Below are 13660 nucleotides of genomic sequence, written 5' to 3'. Positions count from 1 at the left end.
CATATTGAAAGCTATAATAAAATCCAGACTGTTTTGGCCGATTCTCGTATTAATGCTAATTTTACTAATCAATTTGTTTTTTGATAGCAGTTTCTTTTCAATGGAAATACGAAATGGCAGGCTAACAGGAAGTCTGATTGATATTTTAAACCGTGGAGCCCCGTTAATACTGATATCGATAGGGATGACTCTAGTAATTGCAACAAAAGGAATTGATTTAAGTGTAGGGTCAGTGATTGCTATGTCTGGAGCAATTGGTGCGATGACCGTTGCTAGTGCGGATGGTACAGGTTTAGGACCATTACTAATGGCTATTGGGCTTTCATTATTGATTTGTACATTTGTTGGGGGCTGGAATGGTTTGCTTGTCTCCAGGGTTGGTGTGCAGCCGATTGTCGCAACATTAATCTTAATGGTTGCTGGGAGAGGTGTCGCACAGCTGATTACTGGCGGGCAAATCACTACTGTATACTATGATCCATATTCATTTATTGGTGGCGGCTATTTATTGGCCTTGCCGTTTTCCATTTTTATTGCAGCATTTGTTTTTCTTATAGCTGTTTTGTTAACGAGAAAAACAGCACTTGGACTTTTTATAGAGTCAGTTGGATCAAATCCAGATGCGAGCAGGCTGGCTGGGATCAATTCGAAAAATATTATGTTAATGGTATACATGTTTTCAGGATTTTGCGCTGGGGTTGGCGGTTTAATCTTATCCTCTAACGTAATGAGTGCGGATGGAAACAATGCAGGATTATGGTTTGAACTCGATGCCATTTTAGCAGTTGTTATTGGTGGAACTTCTTTAATGGGTGGGCGGTTCTATCTTACAGGGACAGTTATTGGAGCACTGATTATCCAAAGTTTAACGACTACAATTTATTCCATTGGTATCCCGGCAGAGACTAATTTGGTAGTTAAAGCACTTGTCGTATTAATTGTGTGCTTATTACAATCACCGGAATTCCGCCGCAAAGTCTTCGGTTTTGGTAAGGTGAAAGGAGCAGGGGAGCAAAAAGGAAAAGAGGGGGCGACATTATTATGATCAATCGATTATCACTGGATTATAAACAACTCCCATTAGTAGCAACAATTGCCCTGTTTGTTCTAATGTTCAGCTTTGGTTCGTTACGCTATACAGGATTTTTATCCACACAGGTATTTCTCAATCTGTTTATTGATAATGCTTTTCTTATTGTTATAGCAGTTGGAATGACATTTGTAATCCTATCAGGTGGGATTGACCTGTCTGTCGGATCTGTGATCGCTCTGACTAGCATGGTTGCTGCAAGTTTAACAATGGAAGCACAGTTATCTCCATGGATCGTTGTTCCTGTTAGTTTGTTAGTTGGTACTATTTTGGGGATGATTCAAGGTTCATTAATCCACTTTTACAATTTGCAGCCATTTATTGTTACATTAGCGGGGATGTTTCTGGCGCGTGGACTCAGTTATTTGATTAGTGTGGAAACTATTTCTATTGATCACCCTTTCTTTTCGTATATGGCAAACTCGCAAATTCCTTTACCGGGAAATAATTTTATTTCAATAAGTGTGGTTATTGCTCTGATTGTTGCGGCGATTGCAATATTTATAGCCCATTTCACCAATTTTGGCAGGACGGTCTATGCCATTGGCGGCAGTGAACAATCCGCATTGCTGATGGGTTTACCAGTGACGAGGACGAAAATACTTATCTATACATTAAGTGGTTTTCTCGCTTCCTTGGCTGGTTTAATTTTTACCTTTTATATGCTATCAGGCTACGGATTGCATGCTAACGGTATGGAGCTGGATACGATTGCAGCTGTGGTAATTGGCGGCACGCTTCTAACGGGGGGTGCTGGTTATGTAGCAGGAAGTGTAGTAGGTGTACTGATTCTTGGAATTATTCAAACAATTATCGTTTTTGAAGGGACGCTTAGCTCATGGTGGACTAAAATTGCTATCGGTGTACTGTTGCTCCTGTTTATTGTGTTACAGCGTGTGATCGTATGGAGAAGCGAGAAAAAGGCAGGTACCGGGTAAAAAATATAAGATAGCAGGGAATACAGCAATACCTGAGAATGAAGCTATCATGCGCCCCCTGCTAAAACAGAATAAAACACATAATATGGAACACATCTACACAAGTAAAATTTGTAGTATTTTGTTTGCAGCTTAGAAGGCTTCAGTTCGTCCTGATCCCACAGGATGATCCACAATTGACCTTTGCTCAAATGTTACTCAACTATTTTTAGCAAGTAGCAGATTGTAGTAAATAATAAAATTCTCAGGAATATGGATTGTTCCTGAGAATTTTTAATGTGTTTTTATCAAAATACAGGGATGTTTGAAGCCGAACGGTTTTTGTCAAAAGTATTCTAGAGTCACACTAAAGCGGAGGCCAGCCTTTAACCTTTTTCAGAAAATTCCCGAGCGCAGCTGCTGCTTCTGCACGGGTTGCAAAATCTGTTGCGAAAAACCGGCCATTTGGAAATCCTTGCATAATATCATGTTGGATGATTGTTTCGATATCATCTTTTGCCCACTCAGGGATTTTTGCTGCATCAGTAAAGTCTTCGATTGTTTTATTATTGCTTGGCAGCTCCACTTCAGTAGATTCAAGAGCACGGCCTAATATTGCGGCTAACTCAGCACGCGTTACTTTAGCTGTCGGTCGAAACGTTCCATCAGTAAATCCGGCAATAACATTATTTTCAGCTAGTGCATATAAATTATTTGCATACCACTCTTTACCTGTCACGTCCTTGAAACGGGTATTGATATTACCAGCTTCCAGGTCCAGCCCTGCTGCAACAATTTGGGCAATTTCTGCTCGGCTGATCGTAGAATCAGGACGAAACGTTCCATTGGGATACCCATTCAATATTCCCTTATTTGCTAGTAACTGGATAGCATCCTTCGCCCAATGGCCTGAGAAGATATCTGTGAATTCTTTCGCCGGGACATCTCCACTCGCACTTTTCACAGTCTTCTCGGATTTCTCGATCGTGTATTCCACTGTTTTACCACTCCAGAAGTAAAACGTAAGGTTGACTAGACCATCGTTTGTTTCATTAAAAAAGTTTTCATTTAATTCAATATAACCATCATCATAGTTAGGTGAGAATGTATATCCAAATTCCTTAAATGATGTCCAATTTTGCGGACCGGCAATGGACCCGTCTTCATAATATGCTTCCATTGTTGCTAGCTGGTCACCATTGAATTCAGCCGGGATTTTAAAACTAACTGTTGAACCTTCTGCTTCACCCAGCTGTGGTCTGCTAAATTGTCTTACGTCGATGTTCCAGTCAACACCGTCTGTAAAGGCTATATGAATAGTAGCTATCGACCCTGTTTCCTCTGAAGAGATTGACTGAAGAAAAGACTTTTTAAATGTGATGGTATTTTCATTGATTGTATAATCTTCATTTTCTTCTAGAAGCTGATTATTCATGGAAACTTCAAGGAATTCATTCCCGTTCAGTTCGAAGGTTAATGATTTATCTGTCCATTCTTTTCCTTTTTCCAGATATATAAAATTGTCATCAGGAACAGCTGATCTGGTGTCCCAGCTTGTTTGCAGCATCTCGAAGAATTCGGAATCAGACCATTCAAGCGTGTTCCGGTTCAGGTGCTGTCCATTGTCCCAAAGCATATGAACAAGGTTCTTTTCCTGGGCATAATGGGTCATAAACTCAAAGAACTTTAACTTTTCACCCTGCTGGATAGCCCCGATATCTGTGTCGAAGCCTAATAAACCATACTCTCCAATGATTACCGGAATTCCTTTTGCTGTAAAAGTGTCATGTACCCTGTCAAATACTGTGATGATATCATTTTTAACCTCGTCATTAAATCTAGTAGCTCTAGCAATATTCACACTAAATGGCCAAAAGCCATAATAATGGACAGTTGCTATAATGTTTGGATCATCTAATGTTTCAATGAAGCTGTCCAGTCTCTCCAGATAAACAGGCTCTGACCCGGTGTGAAGGGTTGGTATAACCAATGGGCGAATATCATTGTTGCCGCCGGACTTTCTGACAATTTCGTAAAAGCTTTCATTTAATTCATCTAAGTAATTCAGGCTCTCTTCTTCTGTTCCTGAAAATCTCGGTTCATTAATACTTTCAAACATAAGTTTGACAGAGTAATCTTTGTAATGATCAGCTAATTGCGTCCAGATAGCATTAAAACGAGCAACTGTCTGATCATGGTTTTCCTGCATCCCGTTCTCTATCCATACCCAAGAATCATGATGAACATTGATCATGACGTAAAGCTCTTCTTCTAGTGCCCATTGAATCGTCTGATCAATACGGATGAGAAAATCCTGGTCAATTAAATAATCGCCATCAGTATCCATCCTCTGGTCGAATGTAATCGGAATCCGGATACTTTTAAATCCTTCTTCAGCAATCTTTTCAATAAGTTCTTTTGTAACGTAAGGATTTCCCCAAGCTGTTTCATCCTCACCGACAGCATCGTACGTATTACCAAGATTCCAGCCAGGCTGCATGTTCTTTGCATAATCGCTGATATCGACAGGAGTATCTCCATCTACTTCAGCAAATGAGAAGTTAGAGGTGAGACACAGAAATACAATGGATAATAGGATAACTTTTGATAAATAGTTTTTCACAGATAAATCCCTCCTGAATATTTTAGTAAACGCTTTCTATACTAAATTAACATAACAAATATGTGAAAAATACATACCAAATGAGAGGTATTTCCCTGTGAAATGGGGAGGGGGATCGGTTCGGTTTAGGAATAATTAGAGTCAACTACTTTGACTAATAATTTCCTTTTAAAAAGTAGTTTTACACGATATAAAAATGGGAAGTTATCTATGTAGATGTAAATCAAAGGGAAAACACAGAAATAATTTTTGGGAGACTTTAACTCCTAGTATGACGAGAAAATTACAAATATTAAATTATTTGTCAAAATTCGACTTATTTGGTGAAATTATATTATTGATTTGATATAATATAACAAACTTAAAAAAGGAGATGATTTAAAGTAATGAACACGATGAAAAAAGGCCTAGTGGTGGCTCTAACAACTCTCGTAATCTCTCTATTTAGTCCGCTTGTCAGTATTTCTGCAGCTGAAGGAGATGCAGCGCAGGAACTTGTAGGTGCTATTGAGTCTATGAATATTGCAGATGACCAGGAAACTAGCTATCTTTACACACACTTACAAACAGCGGGAATCACAGATTCTGAATTGGAAAGTATCGTAGCAAATGCCGAAGAAGCACAAAGTATTTTAGCAGGAGTTAATTCTCCTGAGGAATTATCAGATGCAGATCGTAACACAGTCGCAGCTCTTTTAAATGACAGTGCACAGAAAGCACATTTAGTAGTTAACTTAGTTGACGGTAATGGAAATGTAATTGATTTTACAGCAAATTTAGCAGAAATTAATACTTCCAGCTTACGTTTATCAGTTACTGATCTTGATGGAAATGAACTAGTATCATATGATCCTTCAATTGAAGATATCAGTGCAGCCAGCTTGGCAGCTAAGATAAACGCTTTAAAAGAAGCGGTAGCTGCAGCAACAGAATTACAGGAATCAGAAACATTTGTACCTATGCCGGAGTCACAATTACCTAATACTGCAACAAATATACCTATGGCGATGGCCATTGGCGGTGGATTATTGGCATTAGGTTTGGTAGCATTATTCCCTGCTGTAAGATTAGCTCGTAAATTTTAATTATTAATGATAGGGCTGATATAAATGGGAATGAAAAGAAGAGGACAAGCTAAGTCAAAAAAACGCAAAGTGTGGAAATGGGTATTGATTGGCATACCCATTTCCTTTATCATAGCGGGAATCTCCATAGTGGCAATCTTTGGCTGGGAGATGACGAAATCAACAGTCTACCTTTCTAAAACGGTAGTCATGCCATATAAACCGGAAAATAAACCGAAAGTGTTTAAAACAGACTATTGGGAGACGATACCGAAACCGGGAGAAAGCCTAGGAGCGCTAAATATTGAATCACTGGATTTATCTTATCCAGTTGTACAAGGTACACGCGAAAGTGAATTAGAGGAAGGTATCGGTCATATGATGGGTACAATGCTTCCTGGTCAAGGTGGACATGTTATATTAAGCGGTCACCGGGATACGGTTTTTCGTGAATTAGAGCACCTGGAAACAGGAGATGAAATTACCTTTTCGACAAAGTATGGAGATTTCATTTATGAAGCAGTTGATTTCGAAATTGTGAGTGCAGACGACAGGACTGTTGCGGTGCCGAAGGATTATGAAACATTAACACTTACAACATGCTATCCTTTTGATTTCATTGGTGATGCACCAGATCGTTACATTGTTTATACAGAATTGAAAAGCAGTCCACAATAAATAAAATACTTATTACTCTTCAACCATGAAGAAGGGTAGTAAGTATTTTTTTTTGAAAAAGATTGATGGAAAAGTAGACAATATCCAGTTATTTTTAGTAAATTAGAAATGATTGGAATTTCATCTTACAGGAATAAGAGAAGCGGAGTGTTCTATATTTTATTTACTTTTTCTTGTTTCAGAATGAGGAGAGTTCAGTGTATAAGTACCTTCCATGGTTTGCCGTTATCTTTTGTTTAGGGGTGATCTTCTATCTCTCACATCAGCCGGCATCTGTATCTAATCAGCTTAGTACAGGGGTAACGCAAGCTATTCTCAGCGTACTGGATAATCTTCTTCCAGAAGGGATAGAAATTCATCATAGAAATCTGAATAGCAGGATAAGAAAAATTGCCCATTTTTTGATTTATTTCGTATGCAGTATGTTACTAATAAATGCACTTCGAAGGTCTAAAAGTGGTTTGGAATTTAGACAACACGCGTTAATTACAATCCTTTTCTGTGTTCTGTTTGCTGTCATTGATGAATTGCATCAGTTATTTATTCTCGGGCGCGGTGCTCAGGTCAGTGATGTAATCATTGATAGTACAGGTGCATGTGGGGGGATTATAGTATATTACCTGATAGGTAAATGGCGAAAATCACATTCATCAAATGAGTAACAATTTAAATAACAGTACCATAAAAATAACTACTATATTTTTCTAGACTACAGAGATATGGGTGATAAATCGTGTGGAAGAAAGTTGTATTTTCATTATTAGGATTAGTCATTACAGGAGCAGGGTTATTTGTCTATTTCTTATTTATAAAAAATTATGATATTGAAGATGAACAGGTCGATGATATTGTGGAAGATGAATATGAAATAACATTGCCGGACTCTCCTCCGGTAGAGAACCAAGACGAGGGTGACAGCGAAAACATAGCAACAGAGAATGACAATAATTCAATAAATAATTCGGACCCAGATGAAGACACACCAGATAAATCTGTGGAGATATACAATGAAAATCATTCCGATGATGACGGTACCTCAAGCGATTTCCGGGAAAAAAATGCGGTCCGTGTGGAAATTAAAGGACAGGAAGAACAAACAGCGGAAGAAATTGTTTCAAAATACCAGCAGACATTCACCTCACTTCAGAATCAGGCTAACGCCAGACTGAGTGAGTTGGCAGCATATGCCTATGGCGAATATAAGGAAAAGAAAAAGTCAGGTGAGAATGTCTCCTATACTTACTTGTTTCAAAAATACAAGTCTGCCGCAGATCGGTTGGAAAACAAAACAGATAGTGCATTTAACCAGGTTTATCACCAATTAGTAAATGAATTAGAGAGTAATGGATTTAGCAAATCGGAAGCACAGCCTGTCTATGATCAGTATGTGTCAAAGAAAAGTTCAAAAAAAAGCCAGTTAATGAAAGAAATGCTCAGCCATGTCAATTAACAAATCAACCATAGCTAACACACGTTAGCTATGGACAATAAAGAAGGTAAGAATGATGGGTAAGAACCATCTTATTTGATAGTGCTAGTGAGAAAAGTTACTAAAAAGGAATATTAGACTTTCGCTTCAAAGGTATGACAATCAGTCTCGTGTTCATTTGAAGCACTTTTACCTGTATGACTTACAACATAGATAACATTTGCCTGACATCTGTTACCATCCATCCAATATTTACAATTATTCACTTCACATTTCACGTCTTTTGCCATCCTTCACACCTCCTACACTAAAAGTATCAATCAATTAGACTAATATATGTGTGGATATTCCTGGTATCCCTTAAGTAGAATACTTTTCAGTTAATTCAGCTAGCTGAAAATCATCGTTTATAACATTGTAAAGATGGTAGGATGCTTTTTTGTATTGAAACATTTTACGATATATCGCTGCAAGCATTAAATGACATTCATTAAATTGCATACGGTCTCCTCTGCTTGAGAAGAATGGCAGCATATTTTCCTGCAGATAAAGCAGAGAATGACTGGAATAGAGTCTGTCTGTAATAATTTGTTTTAACATATATAATAAGTGCTGATATTTTTCATTTGCCTTCAATCGCAGCCCAATCTGGATGTAATCAATAGCTTCTTTTTTCTGTCCATTTTCTGCATAAACAATAGCGAGAAAGTAAAGGTATTTCACCTTAAAGCTTGGTATATTCTCGGCAGATATGGCCTTTTTCAATAATGTAACCGCTTTATTAAAATCTTTCAGTTCGGTATAAATATAACCTAAAGTGACATATATGAACTCATATTTGATTTGAAGTGTATGGTGGGATGATTGTTCTAATATGTTAGTTAACGAAACAATGGCCTCGTCATATTTATGAAGCATTATGTCAGGGATTGTGAGTAAGTATTTACAAAGGAGGTTATTAATTGGATCAATTGACTTTTCATATTGATGCTTTGCTTTGAAGATTTCGTTCTCTGCATCGGCGGGTTTATTTAAAAAGATATAAATGATGGCAAAATAAATATGGATCTCCGGGTCTTCGTTATCAATGGATTCTTTTAGACCTAATGCTAGCTGCAAATAGTGGAATGCATTTTTATAGTCATGATCCAAAATAAAATAATAACCGAGTGATTTGTAGCAGATGTACAGTTCCGGTTCATATACCGTTTTGGTGAGACTCATAATTTTTGGCAATAAAGTTTTTGCCTTAGTATGATCAAATTGCAATAAAAAATAACGAAAAAGGAATATATAATAACGTGTGTTAAGCTCTATCCGGTGTATTGGGATGTTGGGTTTTATTTCATTGAAAAGCTTGTCCGCAATTGGAAGCTGATGATCGGTGATGGCTGTATGCCATTCTTCCAGCTTTTCTTCAAGTATGTGGGCCGCAGTATAGTCACCCTGTAATTCCTTAATTTCGAGTATCTCTGAAATTTTTACAAGCAGTTCATTCGGTGGCTCGATTTTACCTGTTTCCATTTTGCTGATATAGGAATCTGAACAATCACTCACAATGGCTAGCTCTTTCTGTGTCATTTGTTTTCTCTTACGGTAGTCTTTAATTAACTTACCATAATGAAACACTTTCTCAACCCCTTTTCTTTTAAATTAATAATACATTCGACATAATGATTCCTTTTCCTTCTTTTTTTACTATAATTTTTCCATTTTATCCGAAATAAGACTTAAATATCTCTACAAAGAAGCCAAATATGAACAATGAAGCAATTATTAAGAAGACCTTTATACCTATAAATGGAATGATGAGCAGTAAAACAGGGATAAAGATGAGAAAACCAATTACCATGATGAAAAAAAATGAAAAAAATGTCCGCATCAGCTATCCTCCTTTATAACAATGTATGTCATTCGCCTATTGAGGTGATAAAATCCCATTTTTTGAACTTAAAAGTCCATTCTCTTATAATGGAAATGAAAAGAGGAGGAACTTATAATGAATAAAATAAATGTGAATGATTTTCGAAAAGCGGATTATCCGATTGATGATATTTTTCTAAATCGCTGGTCACCGAGAGCTTTTTCTGAAAAAGAAGTGGAAGAAGAAGTGTTAATGGGAATATTTGAAGCAGCTCGCTGGGCTCCATCTGCGAGTAATAAGCAGCCATGGCGCTTTATTGTAGCAAGTACGAAAGAAGAACGTAACAGGTTTAATCAGTTTATTATGGATGGTAATTTAATCTGGTGTAAGACTGCACCAGTCTATGCACTTATTATTTCAGATTCTGAAGCAGGAGGGGCACATGCTTTTGATGCGGGCACAGCCTGGGGATTTTTGTCCCTGCAAGCAGCGAAAAGCGGACTTATTACACATGCGATGGGCGGGATTTACAAAGATAAAGCCCGTGAAGTATTGAATATTCCGGAACAATATTCCATTCATGCGCTTATTGCTATCGGTTACCAGGATGATGTAAGTATTTTGCAGGAAGCTCATCAGGAACGGGAAAAGCCATCCAATCGCCGTCCAGTGTCAGAAACCTTGATGAAAGGCAGTTTCAAATAAGCCTTTCTGATTTCCCTGTTTCCCTGTTATACTTATCATAAATCACTAATAAAATCGATATGTATATAGTAAATTACCATATTGGAGGACAATTGATAATGAATAAAGTAAGAAAAGCGATAATACCTGCTGCAGGTTTAGGAACGAGATTTTTGCCGGCAACAAAAGCGATGCCAAAGGAAATGCTGCCGATTGTGGATAAACCAACGATCCAGTATATTGTGGAAGAAGCGATTGCATCAGGGATTGAAGACATTATTATCGTGACAGGGAAAGGGAAACGGGCAATAGAAGATCACTTTGATAATAATTTCGAATTAGAAGACAATTTATTGAAAAAAGGGAAACTGGAGTTATTGGAAAAAGTAAAGCAGCCTGCCTCTGTGGAAATTCATTATATCCGTCAAAAAGAACCTTTAGGATTAGGACATGCCGTATGGTGTGCGAGAAAATTTATCGGTGAGGAACCGTTCGCCGTATTATTAGGGGATGACATTGTGCAGGCAGAAGTGCCTTGTCTGAAGCAATTAATCAATCAGTATGAAGAGACAGGCGGTTCCATTATCGGTGTTCAGCAAGTTCCGGAGTCCATTACACATCGTTACGGGATAGTGGACCCAACCGAGCAATATGGAAAATGTTATTCTGTTCGCAGGTTTGTCGAAAAGCCGGAAAAAGGCACAGCTCCCTCTAATTTAGCGATAATGGGGCGTTACGTTTTATCTCCACAAATTTTCCAGTTCCTTGATCAGAAAAAGCTCGGCGCTGGCGGTGAAATTCAGCTGACAGATGCTATTCAGCTGTTAAATGAAACAGAAAGTGTCTTTGCTTATGACTTTGAAGGAAAACGATATGATGTAGGGGAAAAATTAGGTTTCGTCCGGACAACAGTTGAATTTGCTCTGCAAAACGAGGAAATTGGAGAAGATGTACGTAAAATGCTTGAAGAGTTAATGGAGCAGGTAGTTAGTTAACAAATCGTTATTTAGAATATAGCCGGGATTATTTCTATGAAATCATTCCGGTTTTTCTTTGGAAAAAGCTGATATAATGAAGATGATCATAGATAAATAAGGGGTTATCAATTGTGATAGAGAAAAATAAGAAAATACTTATAACAGGAGTAGCCGGATTTATCGGTTATTTTTTAGCAAAGAGACTGTTGGAAGATGGCAACAAAGTAATTGGAATCGATAATATGAATGATTATTATGACGTCAATCTGAAAAATGACCGTCTGGAGGAATTAATGCCATACAGGCAATTTGAATTTATCAGGATGGACATTTCGGATAAGCAAGCAACCTTAGATGCCTTTTCCAGGTATCAGCCAGATATTGTCATCCATTTAGCTGCACAAGCAGGTGTACGCTATTCGCTGGAGAATCCAGATACATATATTCAAAGCAATATTTCCGGATTCTACCACATCATTGAAGCATGCCGTCACTACCCTGTCGACCATTTACTTTACGCGTCTTCCAGTTCCGTATATGGCATGAATCAGAAGGTGCCATTTAGCGAATCGGATTTTGTGGACCATCCGGTTTCACTGTATGCTGCAACAAAAAAATCAAATGAATTAATGGCACATACATACAGTCATTTATATCAGATTCCGGCAACGGGCCTTCGTTTTTTTACAGTGTATGGACCAATGGGGCGACCAGACATGGCTTATTTCGGTTTTGCAGATAAATACTTTGCCGGTGAACCAATCAGAATTTACAATAATGGTGAGTTCGAAAACGACTTGCTTCGAGACTTTACCTATATTGATGATATTATTGAGGGATTAATCCGGTTAATTGATCATGTGCCGGACGGTGAAATACCACATGTTATTTATAATATTGGCAACAATCAGCCGGAAAAGTTAATGAATTTTATCGAGACATTAGAAGGTTCGTTTTCACGCACACTGGGAAGAAAAGTTCAATTCAAAAAAGTCTTTGAACAAATAAAACCAGGAGATGTTCCGGCAACATATGCCTCCACGGAAAAACTGGAACAAGCCATTCAATTCAAACCACAAACGACTATTGAAGAAGGGTTAGATAAATTTGCGGAATGGTATGTGAAATACTACAGGAGATAACCTAACGATAAAAGCTGTGTCACACAATCAATAGGTGAATACATATCCTACTCTGTACAATAGATTTTGTCAGGGAGGTATATTTGTTGTATTATTATAATCCTTATTATCAGCATGACACCTTAGACAATCATTGGCATCTTTTCAGGCAAAATTATATCACAGGACAAGCGACCTGGACGAATGGAGGAAATGTAACACAGTGCGGTACCCAGTGGTCCTATAATCAATTTATGACAGCAGCAGTCAGCACCAATTCACCTTATGTGTGTGGTCAATCAATAAAAGTAAGGAATCCGCAAAATGGGCGTGAGGTGATTGTTACAATCGTTGACAAGGTACCCGGATCGCCGGTAAACACAATTAACCTTCATCAGCGGGCATTTGAGACATTGGGCGCAAATACTTCTATTGGGGTAATTCCTATAGAATTTCAGCCTTCTCCAGAATTGGAACAGGAGAAGTGGGGCAAGTTTTTACTGGAACTCACTCAGACAGCTTTTCCTCAATATAATGTAACGGAGTATAAATTCGCAGGCAGAACTCAGTTTGCAGAAGACCAAATAGAAGAAATATATGAATATACATTGCAATCAGCACAGGACCGTGTGAATATTAGAGGATCCGTCATATATAACCCTGCTACAGATCGAGTTATTTCTTTTGGTATTGCAGAAATTTAATATAGCTTGCAAAATTAGCGCCATGTACTAAAATTTCTTAGTACATGACGCTTTCTTTTTATCTGCCCTGATCAATAATCTGTTCATAAGCCTGTTTCTGCTGATCTAATTCTCTTTGGACTAAATCCATCGCATTCTGGTCATCTGTTACGTTGGCCGCTTGAGCAATAGATCTTTCTGCTCGTTCAATGGAATGCTGAATTTGATGAAGAATTTCTTCATTCGGATGGCTTTTCGCCTGGTTTACAGCACGTTGTAAATGCAGAATCGACTGTTGCGCCTGAGCTAATTGGTTTTGATCCTGTAAACTTGAAATATTATTTCCTTTTACCACGGGAATCCCTCCATCATGTTCGTCAATCTCTTTATTTAAAATGGATAAATTAAGATAAATTATACTGCGAATTTATTTTTATGAGTGGAGTATGGTAAAATAGTTGGTCAATGGAGAATATGTTTGTTTGATATACTCATAAGGAAGACGAACGGAATCATCGCTTTCCAAGGAG

At 37.8% G+C, this 13660-nt stretch carries 15 protein-coding genes; 10 read left to right on the top strand and 5 right to left on the bottom strand.

Annotation, left to right across the window (positions count from 1 at the left end):
- Window positions 1-4 precede the first annotated feature (4 nt).
- The gene (locus BMW36_RS09385; RefSeq protein WP_245711643.1) at window positions 5-1045 is read left to right on the top strand and encodes an ABC transporter permease; all 1041 of its coding nucleotides are present in this window, start codon (window positions 5-7) and stop codon (window positions 1043-1045) included.
- Window positions 1042-2028 (top strand): galactofuranose ABC transporter, permease protein YjfF, encoded by a 987-nt coding sequence (gene yjfF, locus BMW36_RS09380; protein WP_245711642.1) that lies wholly within the window; start codon window positions 1042-1044, stop codon window positions 2026-2028. Before BMW36_RS09385 ends, yjfF begins: the two co-directional genes overlap by 4 nt.
- Window positions 2029-2374: 346 nt before the next feature.
- Here the strand turns inward: yjfF and BMW36_RS09375 are convergent, their stop codons facing one another.
- Window positions 2375-4630 carry a cellulase family glycosylhydrolase gene (locus tag BMW36_RS09375; protein WP_089740616.1) on the bottom strand — a complete coding sequence of 752 codons (2256 nt, stop codon included), beginning with the start codon at window positions 4628-4630 and terminating at the stop codon, window positions 2375-2377.
- A 386-nt stretch (window positions 4631-5016) separates the two neighbouring features.
- Here BMW36_RS09375 and BMW36_RS09370 point away from each other — a divergent pair, with 386 nt between their 5' ends.
- The 4 genes from BMW36_RS09370 to BMW36_RS09355 all read left to right on the top strand — a co-directional run bounded on the left by BMW36_RS09370 (window position 5017) and on the right by BMW36_RS09355 (window position 7822).
- Complete coding sequence (locus tag BMW36_RS09370; protein ID WP_089740615.1) at window positions 5017-5715, top strand: hypothetical protein; 699 nt, start codon at window positions 5017-5019, stop codon at window positions 5713-5715.
- Between the two features lie 30 nt (window positions 5716-5745).
- On the top strand, window positions 5746-6372 hold the full coding sequence (locus BMW36_RS09365; protein ID WP_089740678.1) for a class D sortase: 627 nt from the start codon (window positions 5746-5748) through the stop codon (window positions 6370-6372).
- Window positions 6373-6569: 197 nt separating this feature from the next.
- Entirely contained in the window at window positions 6570-7034 is a 465-nt protein-coding gene (locus BMW36_RS09360; protein ID WP_175480395.1) for a VanZ family protein, read from the top strand.
- Between the two features lie 71 nt (window positions 7035-7105).
- Window positions 7106-7822 (top strand): hypothetical protein, encoded by a 717-nt coding sequence (locus BMW36_RS09355; RefSeq protein WP_089740613.1) that lies wholly within the window; start codon window positions 7106-7108, stop codon window positions 7820-7822.
- A gap of 113 nt (window positions 7823-7935) precedes the next feature.
- On the opposite strand, the gene BMW36_RS09350 is transcribed toward BMW36_RS09355, so the two are convergent.
- The 3 genes from BMW36_RS09350 to BMW36_RS20340 form a co-directional block, all read right to left on the bottom strand.
- On the bottom strand, window positions 7936-8091 hold the full coding sequence (locus BMW36_RS09350; RefSeq protein ID WP_089740612.1) for a DUF1540 domain-containing protein: 156 nt from the start codon (window positions 8089-8091) through the stop codon (window positions 7936-7938).
- 70 nt (window positions 8092-8161) lie between these two features.
- Entirely contained in the window at window positions 8162-9430 is a 1269-nt protein-coding gene (locus tag BMW36_RS09345; protein WP_089740611.1) for a helix-turn-helix transcriptional regulator, read from the bottom strand.
- An 85-nt stretch (window positions 9431-9515) separates the two neighbouring features.
- Window positions 9516-9683, bottom strand: coding sequence for a hypothetical protein (locus BMW36_RS20340; RefSeq protein WP_175480394.1), 168 nt, complete (start codon window positions 9681-9683; stop codon window positions 9516-9518).
- 117 nt (window positions 9684-9800) lie between these two features.
- Here BMW36_RS20340 and BMW36_RS09340 point away from each other — a divergent pair, with 117 nt between their 5' ends.
- The 4 genes from BMW36_RS09340 (at window position 9801) to BMW36_RS09325 (ending at window position 13151) form a co-directional block, all read left to right on the top strand.
- Window positions 9801-10370: a nitroreductase family protein gene (locus BMW36_RS09340; protein ID WP_089740610.1), complete on the top strand. Its 570-nt coding sequence runs from the start codon at window positions 9801-9803 to the stop codon at window positions 10368-10370.
- A 98-nt stretch (window positions 10371-10468) separates the two neighbouring features.
- On the top strand, window positions 10469-11344 hold the full coding sequence (galU, locus tag BMW36_RS09335; protein WP_089740609.1) for a UTP--glucose-1-phosphate uridylyltransferase GalU: 876 nt from the start codon (window positions 10469-10471) through the stop codon (window positions 11342-11344).
- Between the two features lie 113 nt (window positions 11345-11457).
- Window positions 11458-12468, top strand: coding sequence for an SDR family NAD(P)-dependent oxidoreductase (locus BMW36_RS09330; protein WP_245711641.1), 1011 nt, complete (start codon window positions 11458-11460; stop codon window positions 12466-12468).
- Between the two features lie 86 nt (window positions 12469-12554).
- Window positions 12555-13151, top strand: a complete 597-nt coding sequence (locus BMW36_RS09325) for a DUF3889 domain-containing protein (RefSeq protein ID WP_089740607.1) — start codon at window positions 12555-12557, stop codon at window positions 13149-13151.
- A gap of 58 nt (window positions 13152-13209) precedes the next feature.
- On the opposite strand, the gene BMW36_RS09320 is transcribed toward BMW36_RS09325, so the two are convergent.
- The gene (locus BMW36_RS09320) at window positions 13210-13485 is read right to left on the bottom strand and encodes a hypothetical protein (protein WP_089740606.1); all 276 of its coding nucleotides are present in this window, start codon (window positions 13483-13485) and stop codon (window positions 13210-13212) included.
- Between the last annotated feature and the right edge of the window lie 175 nt (window positions 13486-13660).

Origin of the sequence: Gracilibacillus ureilyticus (genome assembly GCF_900111195.1) — a bacterium.
GTDB lineage: Bacteria > Bacillota > Bacilli > Bacillales > Amphibacillaceae > Gracilibacillus > Gracilibacillus ureilyticus.
This window is presented reverse-complemented; position numbering and strand designations above follow the sequence as displayed.

What these genes read in the sequence shown, in the direction of transcription:
- yjfF (WP_245711642.1), top strand. Translation starts at nt 1,042, where the DNA reads ATGATCAATCGATTATCACTGGATTATAAACAACTCCCATTAGTAGCA.
- BMW36_RS09370 (WP_089740615.1), top strand. Translation starts at nt 5,017, where the DNA reads ATGAACACGATGAAAAAAGGCCTAGTGGTGGCTCTAACAACTCTCGTA.
- BMW36_RS09365 (WP_089740678.1), top strand. Translation starts at nt 5,746, where the DNA reads ATGAAAAGAAGAGGACAAGCTAAGTCAAAAAAACGCAAAGTGTGGAAA.
- BMW36_RS09350 (WP_089740612.1), bottom strand. Translation starts at nt 8,091, where the DNA reads ATGGCAAAAGACGTGAAATGTGAAGTGAATAATTGTAAATATTGGATG.
- BMW36_RS20340 (WP_175480394.1), bottom strand. Translation starts at nt 9,683, where the DNA reads ATGCGGACATTTTTTTCATTTTTTTTCATCATGGTAATTGGTTTTCTC.
- BMW36_RS09340 (WP_089740610.1), top strand. Translation starts at nt 9,801, where the DNA reads ATGAATAAAATAAATGTGAATGATTTTCGAAAAGCGGATTATCCGATT.
- galU (WP_089740609.1), top strand. Translation starts at nt 10,469, where the DNA reads ATGAATAAAGTAAGAAAAGCGATAATACCTGCTGCAGGTTTAGGAACG.